The 15,536-nt window shown below is 53.4% G+C and carries 14 protein-coding genes and 1 tRNA gene; 11 read left to right on the forward strand and 4 right to left on the reverse strand.

From position 1 onward, the window contains the following. Position 1 precedes the first annotated feature (1 nt). The 6 genes from TREPR_RS07925 (at position 2) to TREPR_RS07950 (ending at position 7,614) form a co-directional block, all read left to right on the forward strand. Complete coding sequence (locus TREPR_RS07925) at positions 2 to 1,018, forward strand: ABC transporter ATP-binding protein (RefSeq protein ID WP_015707778.1); 1,017 nt, start codon at positions 2 to 4, stop codon at positions 1,016 to 1,018. Continuing rightward, complete coding sequence (locus TREPR_RS07930) at positions 1,015 to 2,034, forward strand: ABC transporter ATP-binding protein (RefSeq protein WP_015707779.1); 1,020 nt, start codon at positions 1,015 to 1,017, stop codon at positions 2,032 to 2,034. The genes TREPR_RS07925 and TREPR_RS07930 overlap by 4 nt, the downstream gene beginning before the upstream one ends. 13 nt (positions 2,035 to 2,047) lie before the next feature. Then, entirely contained in the window at positions 2,048 to 3,079 is a 1,032-nt protein-coding gene (locus TREPR_RS07935) for a M42 family metallopeptidase (RefSeq protein WP_041611545.1), read from the forward strand. Position 3,080: 1 nt separating this feature from the next. Continuing rightward, complete coding sequence (locus TREPR_RS07940) at positions 3,081 to 4,106, forward strand: M42 family metallopeptidase (protein ID WP_015707781.1); 1,026 nt, start codon at positions 3,081 to 3,083, stop codon at positions 4,104 to 4,106. A 127-nt stretch (positions 4,107 to 4,233) separates the two neighbouring features. Beyond that, a complete protein-coding gene (locus tag TREPR_RS07945) occupies positions 4,234 to 5,394 on the forward strand; it encodes an FIST N-terminal domain-containing protein (protein ID WP_015707782.1) in 1,161 nt (386 codons plus the stop codon). Between the two features lie 9 nt (positions 5,395 to 5,403). Beyond that, positions 5,404 to 7,614: a response regulator gene (locus TREPR_RS07950; RefSeq protein ID WP_041611082.1), complete on the forward strand. Its 2,211-nt coding sequence runs from the start codon at positions 5,404 to 5,406 to the stop codon at positions 7,612 to 7,614. Positions 7,615 to 7,621: 7 nt separating this feature from the next. On the opposite strand, the gene TREPR_RS07955 is transcribed toward TREPR_RS07950, so the two are convergent. The 4 genes from TREPR_RS07955 to TREPR_RS07970 form a co-directional block, all read right to left on the reverse strand. Then, positions 7,622 to 9,946 carry an AAA family ATPase gene (locus tag TREPR_RS07955; protein ID WP_015707783.1) on the reverse strand — a complete coding sequence of 775 codons (2,325 nt, stop codon included), beginning with the start codon at positions 9,944 to 9,946 and terminating at the stop codon, positions 7,622 to 7,624. Between the two features lie 30 nt (positions 9,947 to 9,976). Beyond that, positions 9,977 to 11,188 carry a hypothetical protein gene (locus tag TREPR_RS07960; RefSeq protein WP_015707784.1) on the reverse strand — a complete coding sequence of 404 codons (1,212 nt, stop codon included), beginning with the start codon at positions 11,186 to 11,188 and terminating at the stop codon, positions 9,977 to 9,979. Between the two features lie 14 nt (positions 11,189 to 11,202). After that, positions 11,203 to 11,835: a TP0733 family outer membrane beta-barrel protein gene (locus TREPR_RS07965; RefSeq protein WP_015707785.1), complete on the reverse strand. Its 633-nt coding sequence runs from the start codon at positions 11,833 to 11,835 to the stop codon at positions 11,203 to 11,205. A 100-nt stretch (positions 11,836 to 11,935) separates the two neighbouring features. After that, positions 11,936 to 12,727, reverse strand: coding sequence for a hypothetical protein (locus TREPR_RS07970; RefSeq protein ID WP_015707786.1), 792 nt, complete (start codon positions 12,725 to 12,727; stop codon positions 11,936 to 11,938). 87 nt (positions 12,728 to 12,814) lie between these two features. Between TREPR_RS07970 and TREPR_RS07975 the strand changes: the two genes are divergently transcribed. The 5 genes from TREPR_RS07975 to TREPR_RS07995 all read left to right on the forward strand — a co-directional run bounded on the left by TREPR_RS07975 (position 12,815) and on the right by TREPR_RS07995 (position 15,530). Beyond that, a complete protein-coding gene (locus tag TREPR_RS07975) occupies positions 12,815 to 13,168 on the forward strand; it encodes a hypothetical protein (protein ID WP_015707787.1) in 354 nt (117 codons plus the stop codon). After that, the gene (gene aroH, locus TREPR_RS07980) at positions 13,165 to 13,536 is read left to right on the forward strand and encodes a chorismate mutase (RefSeq protein ID WP_015707788.1); all 372 of its coding nucleotides are present in this window, start codon (positions 13,165 to 13,167) and stop codon (positions 13,534 to 13,536) included. Before TREPR_RS07975 ends, aroH begins: the two co-directional genes overlap by 4 nt. A 60-nt stretch (positions 13,537 to 13,596) precedes the next feature. Continuing rightward, positions 13,597 to 13,668, forward strand: a tRNA-Glu gene (locus tag TREPR_RS07985). A 304-nt stretch (positions 13,669 to 13,972) separates the two neighbouring features. After that, positions 13,973 to 14,689, forward strand: coding sequence for an RsiV family protein (locus TREPR_RS07990; RefSeq protein ID WP_245534807.1), 717 nt, complete (start codon positions 13,973 to 13,975; stop codon positions 14,687 to 14,689). 7 nt (positions 14,690 to 14,696) lie between these two features. After that, positions 14,697 to 15,530 (forward strand): pseudouridine synthase, encoded by an 834-nt coding sequence (locus TREPR_RS07995; protein ID WP_015707790.1) that lies wholly within the window; start codon positions 14,697 to 14,699, stop codon positions 15,528 to 15,530. Positions 15,531 to 15,536: the final 6 nt, after the last annotated feature.

Here is a 15,536-nt window from a genome sequence, read left to right on the forward strand (position 1 = left end):
GATGGAAGAATTGCTGCGGGTACAAAATCTGTGCACCTCCTTCTTCTCTGGCGGGGCGGTAATAAAAGCGGTAAACGACGTTAGTTTTACGGTGATGCAGGGAGAAACCTTCGGCCTGGTGGGGGAAAGCGGCTGCGGCAAAAGCGCCATCTGCCGGTCAATTTCCCGGCTTATCCGGGACCCGGGAAAGATCATGGGCGGACAGATAATCTACCGGGGGACCGATATCATGGGCCTGCAAAGCGAAGCCATGCGCCTGCTCAGGGGCCGGGAGATAAGCATGATTTTCCAGGAGCCCATGACGGCCCTGAACCCGGTGATACCCATCAAGACCCAGATTTACGAAACCCTGGATCCGGCCCTTTCGGGGAATGAAAAACGGGATCGCACCATAGAATTACTGCGCCTAGTGGGCATTCCCCATCCGGAAAAACGTATGCACGAGTACATCCACCAGTTTTCAGGGGGCATGCGCCAGCGGGTGATGATCGCCATTGCCCTGGCCAGCAATCCAAAACTGCTCCTGGCCGATGAGCCGACCACTGCCCTGGATGTAACCATCCAGAACCAGATCATGGAACTGATAAACAGCCTCCGGGAAAAACTGGGGATGAGCCTAATCCTGGTGACCCATGATCTCAGCGTGGTTTCCCAGATGTGCGATTTTGTGGCGGTGATGTACGCCGGGCGCATCATGGAACTCTGCGATACCGTAACTCTTTTTACTGCCCCCCGACACCCCTACACCTACGGGCTGCTCAATTCCATACCCAGCAATGCTTCTGTGCGGCTGGAACCCATTGCCGGCTCGCCCCCTAACCTGGCGGACCCGCCCCCGGGCTGCCCCTTTGCGCCGCGCTGCAAATTTAAAGAGGATATCTGTGATACAACGGTCCCGGAACTCCTGGAAATCGAAAGCCGCCACAGTGTGCGCTGCCATTTCAGCCAAAAGCTTGAGGGTTTAAGCGGGCTCATTGAAACAGAAAAAAGCGCGGAACAGGAGGGCCCTGAAGCATGAACAGCAATACTCTGATAAGCGTCCGGGGACTCAAAAAATATTTTCCCCTGAAGCGGCAGATCCTTGACGCCTTGGCAGGGAAACCCCTGGAATCACTCCGGGCGGTGGATGGGGTGGACCTGGATATACAGGAGGGCGAAACCCTGGGACTGGTGGGGGAAAGCGGCTGCGGCAAAAGCACCCTGGCTCGGACTATCATCAGGCTCTACAAACCCGACGAAGGGGATATTATTTTCAGGGGAGTAAACCTGGCGAGGCTGGGTGAACGGTCCCTGCGCCCCCACCGGAAAAATTTACAGATGATCTTTCAAGATCCCTATTCTTCCTTGAACCCCCGCATGTCAGTCCATGACACCCTGGCGGAGGCGATACTGTTTCACAAAATCTGCGCTAAGGATCAGATGGAAGCAAAAATACGGGAAGTGATGGACATGGTGGGCCTTACCCAGGATGCGGCAGAACGGCTTCCCAGTGAATTTTCCGGGGGCCAGCGGCAGCGCATAGGCATAGCCCGGGCAGTCATCCTGAACCCTCAGATGATCATCGCCGACGAACCGGTGTCCGCTCTGGATGTCTCCATCCAGGCCCAGGTGATCAACCTGCTTTCAGACCTCCAGAGCCGGCTGAACCTGACCATGCTTTTTATTTCCCACGATCTGCGGGTGGTGCGGCATATCACCGGAAAGGTAGCGGTAATGTACATGGGCAGGATCGTTGAACTTTCCTCCACCAAGGGGCTCTTTGAAAAACCCTTGCACCCCTACAGCGATGTGCTGCTCCGGGCCGAACCGGGGCTTGATCCGCGGCTGCGTACCCGGGAGATCGTTATCAAAGGCGAACCGCCGAGCCCCATTAATCTGCCCCGGGGCTGCCGTTTCCATCCTCGCTGCAAATTCCGGCAGAAAGAATGCCAGGAGCGGGAACCCTCCCTGGCGGAAGCTGCGCCGGGCCGCATGGTAGCCTGCCATTACCCCCTGAATATTCAAGGAAGTTTTCCCTATCAGCATGTTTATTGAAGGAACAGAAACAATGGATATACAGAAAACACTGTTTGAACTGTGCCGCCTCTGGGGGCCCTCGGGATTTGAAGAAAAGGTGAGCGCCCATTGCGCAGCTATTCTGGGTGAATACACCCGGGATGTCAAAACGGATCGCCTGGGCAATGTGCTGGCCTCCATCCCCTGTGGAAAAACCGGGGCCAGGAAGGTGCTTGTAGATGCCCATGTGGATGAAATCGGCATGATAGTCTCAGGGATAGAAGAGGGGTTCCTGAAGTTTGAAACCATAGGCGGGGTGGACCCCCGTATGCTGCCCGGCCGGGAAGTAGTGATACTAACTGAGGATCCTCTGTTCGGGGTTGTCTCCTGCCTCCCTCCCCATGTGCTTACGGCGGAGCAAATGGAAAAACCCATCCCCGTGAAGGACATGTTTATTGATGCAGGCTTCTCGGATGAGGAGGCAAGGAAACGCATCCCTATCGGCACCCCTGTGGTATACCGCGACGAACCCCGGGCCCTGGAAAACCGCATACTCAGCGGCAAGGCCATGGATGACCGGGCCGGCTTTGTTGCCCTGGTACAGACCCTGGAACTCCTTAAGGGCAGAGCACTGGGGGTAGATCTTCTGGTTGCTGCGGGCGCCCAGGAAGAGGTGGGTATGCGGGGGGCAGGCCCCCTGGCCTACGCGGTTTCCCCGGATTACGCGGTCATCGTGGATGTGAGCCATGCTCACACCCCGGACAGTAAAGGCCAAACTTCCTGCAAATTTGGCGGCGGCCCCTCAATAGGCATTGGACCTAATACGGATCGCCGCTTTACCCAGTACATACGGGACACCGCAGTGTCACGGGATATTCCCCACCAGCTGACGGTTCATACCCGTAATTCCGGTACCAACGCCTTTCCGGTTCAGGTAGCCCGGGCAGGGGTCATCACCGCCATGGTGGAAATACCCACCCGGTATATGCATTCGCCGGTGGAATGCCTCATGATCGACGATATCGAAAACACCGCCAAGTTAATTGCCGCAGTATTGGAAGGCATGGACGGGGAAGGATTTTAATATGAGTATAATTGCGTTGTTACGGGAACTGTGCACCCTGGATGGCGTTTCGGGGATGGAAGCTGAAGTTCGGGATTATATCATTAAAAAGGCCAAACCCCATGCAGAGGAACTGCAGGTTGACCCCCTGGGGAATGTGCTGGTGCTGCGCAAGGGAAAAAAGCGGCCTGAGAAGCGGGTGATGCTCTGCGCCCACATGGACGAGGTGGGCTTCATTATCAAGGATATTAGCCCCGAAGGGCTGCTTAAATTCAGCGCCCTGGGCGGGATAGACCGCCGGGTTATTTTGGGCAAGCGCCTCAAGGTGGGCCCCAAAAAACTCCCCGGGGTTCTTTCGATAAAGGCCTATCACCTGGTTGATAAAGAAGAAGAAAAAGTAAGCCCAAAAATCGACGACCTTTTCATTGATATCGGCGCCCAAAGCCGGGAGGAAGCTGAAAAGCTTGTATCCATCGGGGATATTTGTAGCTTTGACAGTGATTTTGTTGAATTTGGCAATGGCTTTGTAAAGGCCAAGGCCATAGATGACCGCATAGGCTGTGCCGTAATGCTGCGCCTCATTGAAGAGGAGCCGGCGGTGGACACCTGGTTTGCCTTTGTGACCCAGGAAGAGCTGGGCCTTAGGGGCAGCCCTGGGGCGGCCTTTGCCATTCATCCTGAAATTGCCCTTATCCTGGAGAGCACCACCGCCGCTGACCTGCCCAGTGTCGAAGGCCACCGCAAATCCTGTTCCCCTGGCAAGGGGGCGGTACTGCCCTTCATGGATAATTCCGCCATTTACGACCATGCAATGTTTGATGATCTGCGCCGTATTGCCATCGAAAAGGGCATACTATGGCAATACAAAACCATTGTCGCCGGGGGCACCGACGCAGGGAGCATACAGCGTAGCCATGAGGGGGTACAGGTTGCCGTGATAGCCGCGGCAGTTCGTTGCATACACAGCCCCATCTGCATAGCCTATGCCCCGGATTTTGAGGAAATCCTCAAACTGGCCCGTGCATATCTGGAATATTTAGGGGAATAAGAGATGGCGGGGAAGGGGGCTTGGAATTATTGCATATCCCAACCCATGCTTGTATTTATAGGTTTACTAGTTTAATATAGTAAAAATTCATTCTATAATGATAAAAAAGGATAATGGACTATAAAAAATGATAAAAATGCTAAATGCCAATACGGCGGAAATTGACGATGTTGACGCGGCGGTGGCGGAAATCCTTGAGCAGCTTGATTTATCGGGAAAACTGCTTAAAAATTCCGTGGGTATCATAGCCTGTTACCATGAATTTATCGAAACCGGGGTAGTCGAGGCGGTCTGCAAAAAATTGCCCTTCGACGTAGTGGGCTGTACCACCCTGGGTAATGCGGCCCTGGACAAGTGCGGCCTGGAGCTTTTGAGTCTTTCGGTCCTGACCAGTGATGATGTAAGCTTTTCCACCGCCATATCCGGGGAACTGGATCCCGCTGATATACGGCCTGCCATTACAGGGGTCTACAACCGGGCTTTGGCTTCCTTGGGCGGGGAGCCGGTGCTGATACTTTCTTACGCACCCATGATGAGTTCCGTAGGGGCCGCCCCTATTTTGGAAGAAATAAACAAACTGGGCCGGGGCATACCCGTATTCGGTACGATTTCTTGCGATTCAACCTCGGATCTCCATGAAAGCCATGTTATTCACAATGGTGTAGCCTCTAAAAACACTCTGGCCCTGGTCCTGGTGAAGGGGAATATCCGGCCCGGCTTCCATGTAAATTCCATCTCGGATGACAAGATCCAGAAATTAACCGCCGTTATTACTGAATCTGAAGGCTGCCTGTTGAAAAAGGTAAATGATATGCCCTTCCTGGATTACCTTGAAACCATAGGGATCCCCAAGGAACGGGTCATGGAGTCTCCCACTTCGTTTCCCATCATGGTAAACTACAATGATGGTACCAAGCCGGCAGGCCGGGGCATCTACGGTTTAAGCCCGGAAGGCTACGCTCTTTTGGGCGGAGAAGCGCCTCTGGGCGCCACGGTGGCTTTGGGAACCATGGACTATAAGGGGGTTCTGGAAACCGCCGAAACTGCCGTGAAAAAAGCTCTGGAGGACGGAACTATCAGCGGCCTCCTTTTGTACCCCTGCCTGACCAGGAACTTCATGCTTGGCCCCAATAGCGATGATGAAATGAAAAAGGTAATAGGGGTTTTAGGTGGGAAATACCCCTATCAAATATGTTATTCCGGCGGGGAAATTTGCCCATCTTCTACAGAGGATGGTAAGCTTTTAAACCGTGTGCATAATTTTACCTTTGTTATTTGCACTTTTTAAAGGAACATAATGGATAGCTCTGCAATTAAAAACAGTCCAGAATCCGGCGCGGTAGAATCTCTGCCCCTTACTGTGGGGCAAACCCTGACTCCGGAAATACTTGAGTACATACGGAACCTTACCAGTGACAATACCCGGCTTTCCCGGCAGGCCCGCAGGCTCCAGGAAACCCTGGATCGCAATAAACGTGTTGCCCTGGCATCCACTAACTTAGAATCCCTGCGGACCCTGGAACAGGTGAAGCAGGAAAAGTATATGCGTCTGCTTCTGGAAAACAGCCCGGACATGATCATCCTCCTGAACCAGGAAAGCCGCTTTGTGTACTGTACCAATGCCTTTTTACGGGAAGCGAAGATAGAAGATTTTGGGCTTATCAACGGTCGGTTCTACCGGGATGTGTTCGACAAATTCGCCAACTCCGAATGGGGGGCCATGCTCTACCAGATATTCACCACCGCCATGGAGGAACGGAAAACCCTGACCCTTCAGGAACGGGTGGACATCAGGGCAAGTGGCATACCCCGGCGTTATGTCATCCACTTTACCCCCATGATTTCCGAAGGGGATACCTTGGCGGGGGCCATGCTGATGCTCCACGATGTGGAGGAGCTTGCCCTGGCCAAGGAAGCGGCTGAAGCGGCCAGTTCCGCCAAGTCGGATTTCCTGGCCAATATGTCCCACGAGATTCGCACCCCCATGAACGCCATCATCGGCATGACCAATATTGCCAAGGCCTCCCATGAACTGGAAAAAAAGGATTACTGCTTGGGCAAGATCGAAAACGCCTCCACCCACCTCCTGGGGGTCATCAACGATATTCTCGATATGTCCAAGATCGAGGCTAATAAATTTGAGCTTTCCTACACTGAATTTGACTTTGAAAAGATGCTCATGCGGGTTACCAATGTGGTGGAATTTAAGGTGGAGGAAAAAGCCCAGAATTTCTTTATCCATTGCGACGAGGATGTGCCGGACTTTATCATCTCCGACGAACAGCGACTTTCCCAGGTCATCACCAACCTTCTTTCCAACGCCATTAAATTCACCCCCAATAATGGGAATATCACCCTGAATGTCCATAAGATTGGCGAAAAGGATGGACGCTGTATCCTTCAGCTTGAAGTTAGCGATACGGGGATAGGGGTCACGGAGGAGCAGAAATCCCAGCTTTTCCAGTCCTTTGTCCAGGCGGACAACAGTATTTCCCGGAAATTCGGCGGCACTGGCCTGGGCCTGGCTATCTCAAAACGGATAGTGGAAATGATGGACGGCCAGATCTGGGTGGACTCGGAATTTGGCCATGGGGCCACCTTCAAATTTTTCATCCATGCAGAGCGGGGCAGGGAGTCAAAAAAATCTTTGGCAAAAAAGAATGCCCTTAAAATAGAAACCCTGCGTGCCCTGGTGGTGGATGATTCTGAGGATCTGCGAGAATATTTCCTTGCCATGGCCCGGAAAATCGGCTTCATCTGCGATGCTGCGGAAAGCGGGCAGGAGGCAGCTAAATTCCTTGAGGAAGGTCGGCGTTACGATATCTTTTTTGTGGACTGGCGTATGCCCGGAATCAGCGGGATCGATCTAACCAAAACCATACGGGAAACCGTGGGAGACAAGGCGATAGTGATCATGATCTCTGCGGTGGAATGGGCCCGGATTGAAGAGGAAGCCAAGTCCTCGGGGGTAAACGGTTTTATTCCCAAACCCCTGTTCCCTTCCCTGGTGGTGGATTGCCTTAACCAGTACCTGGGGGCGCCGGAAACTGAAATTGCCGAAGGCCAGGGAGAGGACGACAAGTATCTGCAACTCAATGGTAAACGCGTTCTGGTGGCTGAGGATATTGAGATCAACCGGGAGATTGTGATGGCCGTTTTGGAACCCTACGGTCTCAGGATAAACTGCGCGGAAAACGGCATTGAGGTGGTGAAGGAATTTAAGGCCCATCCCAATGACTACGATATCATCTTTATGGATGTTCATATGCCCGAGATGGATGGTTATGAAGCAACCCGTAAAATACGCGCTCTGGACGAGAGCCGAGCTAAAGAAATACCCATTATCGCCATGACCGCCAATGTTTTTGCAGAGGATATTGAGCGATGCAAATCCGCAGGCATGAACGATCACCTGGGAAAGCCCCTGGACATGGAGCAGGTTCTGGAAGTTTTAATGGAATATACCGGCCCGGAATACTGCGAAGAATTAAGCGCCGAAACTGAATGATAACAAGCTAAACGCAGATCCCTTTAAGCAGCAGACTCCGCCACTTCCAGAGTATCGGGCCCTTGGCGGCCCGGGTCTGAAGCATATCCCGGAGCTCCGAGAAGGCTTCTTCCCCCAGGGATTTGTAAATATAGCTCCCCCAGCTTGACTTTTCTTTATCAAACCACAGGGACAGGTCCTTTTCAGTAAGAAGCCGCTCTTCGCTCTGCTCCAGAACCGTGACAGTAATACTGAAATCTAGGTCAGTGCTTCCCTCTAAACTCCTCGCAGCAAAACTATTTTCCAGGGTTTCCCTGTCCCAGGTCCAGCGCCCGGCCCCTTCTGCGGCAGCTTCGTTGAAAAAAGCTTCCTCTGCGACGGCAAGGCTGCGGATCAGATCAACAGAGCGGCCTTCTGAAGCCGGGTCTTCTTTAAGGATACGGGAGATGCGTTCCCCCAGTCGTGGCGGGGAAAGGAGCAGGACCAGGCTGCCCCCGGGAACCAGAAGTTGCCGGGCCGCAACAGCAAAGCCGGTAAAGGCCTCTTCCGGATCCGCGCCGCCAAAACCCCGCCGCCAAGGTTCCCGAGCAAGGATGTGGTCGAATACCTTGCAATCAAACAAGGCCTCGGCTTCCTCCGGGCTGGGAAGGGGCGGCTTTTTTTTGACCGCCACCAGGGGCATTTCAGGCTCATCAAGACCCGAAGCGTAACGGAGCAGGGCATCCCGGGCGGTTTCGCTGTCCACCAGGGCGGCGGCCAGGCCTTCCGGAACCCGGCGCAGGCTTTCCCAGAGCAGGAGGCCGTCATTGGCTGCGGCGACCAGGATCCGGTGGTGCCGGGCAATAGCGCAGCACCCTAAAATTGCGTCCCGGTCCGCCAGGAGCAGCTTGCTCCGCCCGGATTCCAGGCGCTTGAACCAGCCTTCCCTACCCTTGGATGAAGCGGACCAGGAAAGAAATTCACCCTCTGCGGCTGATTCCGCCCCCGGGCTTTCCTGAGCGGCCCCCTGGATGTCTCCCATAATGACCGCCGCCTGGAGTTCCCGTTTCTGTAAAACCTCATCCCGGATTTTGCCCTCGTAGCCGATTCGGGAGGGGTTGTAAAAGGTTTTCCCCCGAAGCGCCGTGGGGAGGTACTGCTGGGCCGCCCAGTGGTCCCGGTAGGCATGGGGGTAAATGTAGCCGTCTCCGTGGCCGAAGCCTTCCTTGTCACGGCTGGCGTCCCTGAGGTGGTTGGGTACCTCCGCGTCTTCCCTGTCCACTTCGGCCAGTGCGTCGAAAAAGGCCATAGCGGAATTAGACTTGGGCGCCGTAGCCAGGTAAAGGCAGGCGTGGGCCAGGGGGAAGTTTCCCTCTGGGAAGCCGATGCGGTCAAAGGACTGGGCGCAGGAAATTACCACGTTTAGGGCCCCAGGATCTGCCAAGCCCACGTCCTCACTTGCCAGGATGATCATACGCCGGAATATAAAGGATGGGTCTTCCCCTGCCCGTACCATTTTGGCAAGCCAGTACAGGGCCGCATCGGGATCGCTGCCCCGGACGCTTTTTATGAAGGCGCTGATAGTGTCGAAGTGGTAGTCCCCTTCTTTATCGTAGAGAACTGCCCGGCGCTGTATGCTTTCTTCAGCGGCCTCAAAGCTGACCTTGATTTCAGCGTCAACCGGAGGCGGCCAGGGCACGGATGTTTCGATGGCCAGTTCCAAGGCATTGAGGAGGCTCCGGGCATCTCCCCCGGCCACCTCCACAAGGTGCTCCAGTGCCCCTTCCTCAAAACTTACCCGCCATTTGCCATAGCCCCGTTCCCTATCTGCCAAGGCCTTATCCGCTGTTTCCCGGAGGTTTTCCGGGCTCAGGGGCTTTAGTTGGAAGATGCGGCTCCGGCTGACCAGGGCCCGGTTCACCTCAAAGAAAGGGTTTTCCGTGGTGGCCCCTATGAGAATCACCGTGCCGTTTTCTACCCAGGGGAGAAGGGCGTCCTGTTGAGCCTTGTTCCAGCGGTGGACCTCATCCACAAAGAGGATGGTCCGCTTGCCGTAGAGCCGGCGCCGTTCATCGGACCGGTCTATGGCTTCCCGTATATCCTTTATCCCCGCAAGGACGGCGTTGAGGCTTTCAAAGGTGCTTCTGGTAGTATTGGCGATAACCCGGGCTAGGCTGGTTTTCCCCGTACCCGGGGGCCCGTAAAAAATAACTGAAGAAAGGCGATCCGCCTGTATGGCCCGCCTGAGAAGCCGCCCGGGACCGACAATGTGATCCTGGCCCACCACATCGTCCAGGATCCGGGGGCGCATACGGTCGGCTAAGGGGCTTTGGTCCCCGGGACCCGCTCCCTGGACGGTAAAAAGATCAGCCAAGGCGGCGGTCTTTCAAAAATAAGCAGAAGCTCAGGGATATTCTTCTTCGGCGTTCCATTGCCAACCCCCGGAGGACCGGTTTCGGTAAGAAAAGAGCCCGTTCCGTTGGGTAGATGCAAAAATAACGCCATCGCTGCTCACCTGGAGGAAGTTTACCGGGTTCCTTCCCAGGGATGCGTTATATTTTGCATAACTATCATCATTCCCGTTAGCCTGGATGCTACTGGGAGAGAACTTGCCCGGATCCCGTAAGCTGTTATCAACTACCCCTGTTGTCAGGGTAATTCCCATTTCCCGGTATCCATGGTTATAGGAACCGTTACCGTTTTTTACCCCTATGAGGAGTAAGAAATTCGACTCCATGACCGCAAGACCGCCGGTAAAGGTATAATTAAATGTAGCTGAAACATGAGAATCAACCGTAGGAAGGACAGGAGGAATATCAGTAGGAATACCAGGGTCATAGGAAAGGCTTATAATCCGGCCGCTGTTGGAGCCGTCTACACTGGATGCGATAATGAGATCCCCGGTCTGGATAAGGCCGCTGATATTAGATGGGATGGGGTCGCCGGAAATAGTGCTAGCGGTAACGGGTATAAATGAACCAGAACCATTATCTTCTATCTGCATTATACCGCTTTTTGTGGTGCTAAGGTAGTAGACCGCAGATGCTCCGGTTCCAAAAACACCTGCCCCGGTAAGAAGGCCGGGTTCAGACCCGGTTGGTAGCGGCGTAAAAGAGTTTTCATTCGGCTTTTTATATAAAATCGCGTATGAACCATTATTAGTACTCGGGGCTGCCCCGGCAAATAGGATGTCTCCAGCGCCGAAGATACTCTGTATAAAGGGATATTCCGTGGGATTCCCGACCTCTACCCAACCGACTCCATACACCTTGGTATTCGTACCGGAACCGGTAAAAGACAGGGCATACAGGGTGTCATCAGTGCCTTCTTTGGTAACAGCCAGATCAGTCACAAATTTACCAGGATTACTGTACCATAGCCAGCGGCTCCCTGCATATCTGTAAATAGCGTTACCGTTAGCTATATATAGATCCTTGTTCGAACCCTTGACAACCATTTTAGAAGGGGTTCCGCGAATAAAAGGCTTCGTAGGGATCACTTCATTGGAAATATAATCAAAGATCGAATCCTGCTGGCACCCTGAGATTCCCGAAAGCAGGGAAATAAGCAGAATAATTAATAGAGAAACCCTGATACGCAAGGGTACTATTTTCATCTTCATCATCCTCATTAAAAATGATACCGCGCCGAAACGGTCAGTTCCAGAAAATTCCCATAAGATGTTTTGTCCGCCCATTGTGGGACCCACCAATAAGCAGCATTGATCCCGAAGGACCAGTCAGGGTTAAAACGCCAGAAAACGGATGCCTGGGGCTTCATAAAAAATCCGAAGTAATCATAGTCCTGATACTTCTCCGGCGCAAAACCCACCATAAGGGAAAGGGGAAACTCAAATCGCCAAACTATGAATTGATACCCGACCCTCAAGCCAATGGGTACCAGGAAAAGAGTACCTTCGCTTATGGTTGGGGCGAACATCCCCCCCAGCTCCCCGCCGAAAAATATGTGGCTGGTAAAGAAATAGTTATAGGACAGGGAACCGGCGCCGCCGACCCCCACATTATTGGCATTCCCGGTTACCCCGGCAAAAAACAGGGGGAGTATGGTCCCCAGGGTAATGGTAAAGGTTTTATCCCCTCGGGAGTAAAGTTCCGGCGCTACCCCCGACCAGTCGGACTCCAAGGGAAGCTCATTATCCCCTTCGTCATCATTGTCATCATCAAAATCCTGCGCCGCCAGGGGAAACGACAACACCCCAAGAAGCATCAAAAAACACAGGAACCAGCCCTTAGCTGCGGCCATGCACTAACCCCTCACTGAAAACATACTTAAGTCATAATATACTATTATAATCATTAATTACAACAACCCAGATGCCGGATGGGTTACCCTTCTTTAAACACTAAGGCTTGGGCATAGCCAGGTATTGGAGCAGTACCGGATACCTGGTCAGCAGCTCACCGTACTTTTCAAGCTCATCAAAACGGAACAGGGAGTTGATATTCCGTTCCGCCTGGCCGGCGATTTCGGTTTTCAACAGTTCCTGCTGGGAATTCAGATACTCTTTATAGACCGAGCGGGCCATGGAGTAAAGGGCCAAATCGGGAAGTCGGGCCCGGGTAATTACACAGGAGAGGTTTTCAATATCCGGAAATTCCCGGAGTATTTCCCCCTCCAGCCGGGATGCGGCAGGGCTTTTCAGGATCCCCTCCAGGGCGTTTTCCTCGGCAGAATAAGCTTCAAGCCGCTGCATGGCAAAGGCTTCAATATTCCGGCCCAGTTCCTTTTCATAGACTTCCAGAGACTCCTGGTCCGTGAGTCCCCGTTCCTGCACCAGGGATGGCAGGGAAGCGGCCTTAATGGTAAAGGAAAGGGTCCCACTAATCTCATAGGAAAAATCAGCCCCAAGCCCCGCCGCTGCCGCATAGGTTTCCCCCTGAGGGAGGCTCCCGGTCAGAGCCAGTTCCCGGGTAACCGGAGCTGGCTTAAAAACCAGGGTTACCGCATTAGTGGGGATGAGCTTATACCATATCCACCGGAATTCCCCTTCCCGGATCGGAGCAGCGTCTACCCCGTGGGTTTTCGAACGCAAAACCCCGTAGGAACCGGGAGCCACAGGAAGCTGAGCCCATCCGAAAAAAAAGGCCGCCCCCGCAAGAATCAATAGTAAAAAAAAGCCAATTATTTTCTTCATGGCGCCATCCTGATCTATATATTAATATAGTAATATGATAAGCTGAAAACAAGCTTTCTAGCAATCCATCGGAGGAGCCTAAAAGGGATGCCCCCTTCCCGACCTTCAAAAAAAACCATCATCGCCATACTGGTAAAACGGACGACCCTTTTTTTCTTTCTGCTCTGCATATTGGCGGTGTACCTTTATGTAATCGGAACGGCCCAAGAATTTATGGATGGGACCCAGCTATTACTCCTCCGGGCTTCGGTGATCCTGGGCCTATCCCTGGGGATGGCTTCAATTTATGGCATTGCTCTGAATATCTGGCTTATTTTCCACCACAAAAAATACCGTTTTTTAGGGAGTACAGGGCTGTATATAGCCCTTGCGCTATTTGGCCTTGCTGCGGCGACCGCCGCAGCCTTCATCATCGTATTATCAGGCGGAAACAGGGTATGAGCAGGGAAAAACGACTTTTCGCACTTAGGGGGGCGACCCAATGTGTTAACCAAGGGGATGATATTGTCGCCCAGGTCGGGGCTCTTTATGAAGGACTGCTTTCGGAGAACAAGTTACAGGAACAGGACATCGTTTCCATCATTTTTTCCGTAACCCCGGATTTGGACGCCAAAAACCCGGCGGCAGCCCTGCGCCAGGGTGGCAGGGCAGGGGATCTTGCCCTTTTTGCCCTCCAGGAAGCCGCTGCCCTAAACAGCCTGGAAAGAACTATTCGGGTTATGATCCACTGCTACCTGGATGAGGGTTCCACCCCCCGGCATGTTTACCGAAACGGCGCGGAAGCCCTGAGACCGGATAGGATAAAGTAAATTCTATTGACAAGATTCTGAGATTTATATATATTTTTTTAACCCATTAGGGTAATATCTGTCTCCTTCGTCTAGTGGTTAGGACATCGGGTTTTCATCCCGACAACGGGGGTTCAATTCCCCCAGGAGATGTATTAAAAAGCAGCCATTAGGCTGCTTTTTAAGTTTACAAGGAATGTACTGGGGGGAATTGAAGGGTTCAAGAGGCCATGGAGGGCCCTGTCAGGGCTGAACCCAGGGTATGTCGCCTTGCTACAAAAAAATTGCTTGACATGATATATAGAAATAACGAATATAAAAGATAATGAAAAGCAAATTTTATAAAAAAAGTAATAAAGCCGCCCTTTGGGGGTTCTTATTTCTTCTCCTGTTTTTCCCCTTAGCATGTAAAAGTGCTCCCCCAGCAGTCTCCGGAAGCCGTTCCGTCACCGGGGCCTTGCGGGGTTATGAAACCATCGTTGCAGAAAATACCCTGTCCCTTTACCCTGAAATGGTGGGGAAAAGTCCCGGCATGGTGATCCGGCTCTCCATGCTGGATGTTCCGGAACAGGAAAGCGTTAACAAGTTCATCCCCGATGCCCTTTACCAGGGGAAAAGCCTAATTGAATATGCCGACGAGAAAATACATTCCTACGATACCAAGTATATTGCAATGCGCGATGTGGCCGCGAAATTTCCTGATATGTCCAATGATGTTCTGAACTGGCATTACAGCGAGGTCTACACCTTGGATGCGGGAACCCCGAAACTGGCGGTGGTAAGCCTGGATAAGGAATACTATACCGGCGGTGCCCACGGCATGAAGCAGAAAGATTATTTTGTCTTTGATCTGGAAGAAAAACGGCAGCTTGCGCTGAAGGATGTCATCAGGGGAGAAACCTTTGACCAACTGGACGATCATGTAGAGGCCGCCCTCCGGACGCTTATGGAAATACCTGACTGGATACCCCTTACCGAACGGGGATTCTTCGATAATTCGATAGAAAAGATGGAAGACTTTTTTCTGAATCCCCAGGGCCTGGGTTTTCAATGGGACCCCTACGAAATTGCCCCCTACGTGATGGGTACCCTGGAGGTAGTAATTCCCTACAAGGATATAGAAGAGCTCTTTACCCCCCGGGGCCTGGTCCTGGTGGCGGAACTCCGCCGTTAAATAAGCCATGACGCCTTCAACCTGGTTCCCTGAAGCCCCGGCGGTGCTGGCGGAAACCAGGTCATTTATTGTTATCTGTAAACCCCCGTTCATGCACTCGGCGCCCCTGAAAGACAGCCCCGGGAATACCCTCTTGGACTGGTGCGCCGGCCTCTACCCGGAGGTCCGCCTTCCCGGAAAACCCGGCGAAGTTACCTGGGAGGGGGGGCTGCTCCACCGGCTTGACTTTGAAACCCATGGTCTGGTCCTCATTGCCCGGACCGCGGAAGCCCTGGCAGCCCTGAAGGAACAGCAGGCGAGGGGAACTTTTGCCAAAGAATACGGCGCCCTGAGCGCCCCTTTTCCCCCGCCTCCCTTGCCGGGCTTTCCTGAACGGCCGGAAATACCCACGCCCCCTTTCGCCGTGGAAAGCGCCTTCCGCCCCTATGGCCCGGGAAGAGCCGCCGTACGGCCTATCGTGTCCGGCGGCGGCATAACCCGTCAAAAGCCGCGCCCCAAGCCTGCCCTGGACCAGGGCGCCCCCTACAGGACCGAGGTCCTGGAAATGAATGAAACAAGCTGCCTGGTCGGGGAAGTCGGGGCCGGGAAAAGGGCCCTGTACTTCAGGCTGCGTATAACCAGGGGTTTCCGCCATCAGATACGCTGCCACCTTGCCTGGCTAGGCTATCCCATTCTCAATGATCGGCTTTACGGCTCCTTGCCCGCCAAGGGGGTTGAAACTGGCGTCGGCCAGGCCGGCCCGGAAGGCTATTTAGCCCTGAGGGCCCAGGGCATTAGCTTTCTGGACCCCCTTTCCGGGGAACCCTGCTCCTACACTTTACCGCCCCTTTACCAGACTTAATATTGA

Origin of the sequence: Treponema primitia ZAS-2 (assembly GCF_000214375.1) — a bacterium.
Lineage (GTDB): Bacteria > Spirochaetota > Spirochaetia > Treponematales > Breznakiellaceae > Termitinema > Termitinema primitia.

Coding starts and splice junctions, on each gene's coding strand:
- TREPR_RS07925 (WP_015707778.1), top strand. CDS start 2: ATGGAAGAATTGCTGCGGGTACAAAATCTGTGCACCTCCTTCTTCTCT.
- TREPR_RS07930 (WP_015707779.1), top strand. CDS start 1,015: ATGAACAGCAATACTCTGATAAGCGTCCGGGGACTCAAAAAATATTTT.
- TREPR_RS07935 (WP_041611545.1), top strand. CDS start 2,048: ATGGATATACAGAAAACACTGTTTGAACTGTGCCGCCTCTGGGGGCCC.
- TREPR_RS07940 (WP_015707781.1), top strand. CDS start 3,081: ATGAGTATAATTGCGTTGTTACGGGAACTGTGCACCCTGGATGGCGTT.
- TREPR_RS07945 (WP_015707782.1), top strand. CDS start 4,234: ATGATAAAAATGCTAAATGCCAATACGGCGGAAATTGACGATGTTGAC.
- TREPR_RS07950 (WP_041611082.1), top strand. CDS start 5,404: ATGGATAGCTCTGCAATTAAAAACAGTCCAGAATCCGGCGCGGTAGAA.
- TREPR_RS07960 (WP_015707784.1), bottom strand. CDS start 11,188: ATGAAAATAGTACCCTTGCGTATCAGGGTTTCTCTATTAATTATTCTG.
- TREPR_RS07965 (WP_015707785.1), bottom strand. CDS start 11,835: ATGGCCGCAGCTAAGGGCTGGTTCCTGTGTTTTTTGATGCTTCTTGGG.
- TREPR_RS07970 (WP_015707786.1), bottom strand. CDS start 12,727: ATGAAGAAAATAATTGGCTTTTTTTTACTATTGATTCTTGCGGGGGCG.
- TREPR_RS07975 (WP_015707787.1), top strand. CDS start 12,815: ATGCCCCCTTCCCGACCTTCAAAAAAAACCATCATCGCCATACTGGTA.
- aroH (WP_015707788.1), top strand. CDS start 13,165: ATGAGCAGGGAAAAACGACTTTTCGCACTTAGGGGGGCGACCCAATGT.
- TREPR_RS07995 (WP_015707790.1), top strand. CDS start 14,697: ATGACGCCTTCAACCTGGTTCCCTGAAGCCCCGGCGGTGCTGGCGGAA.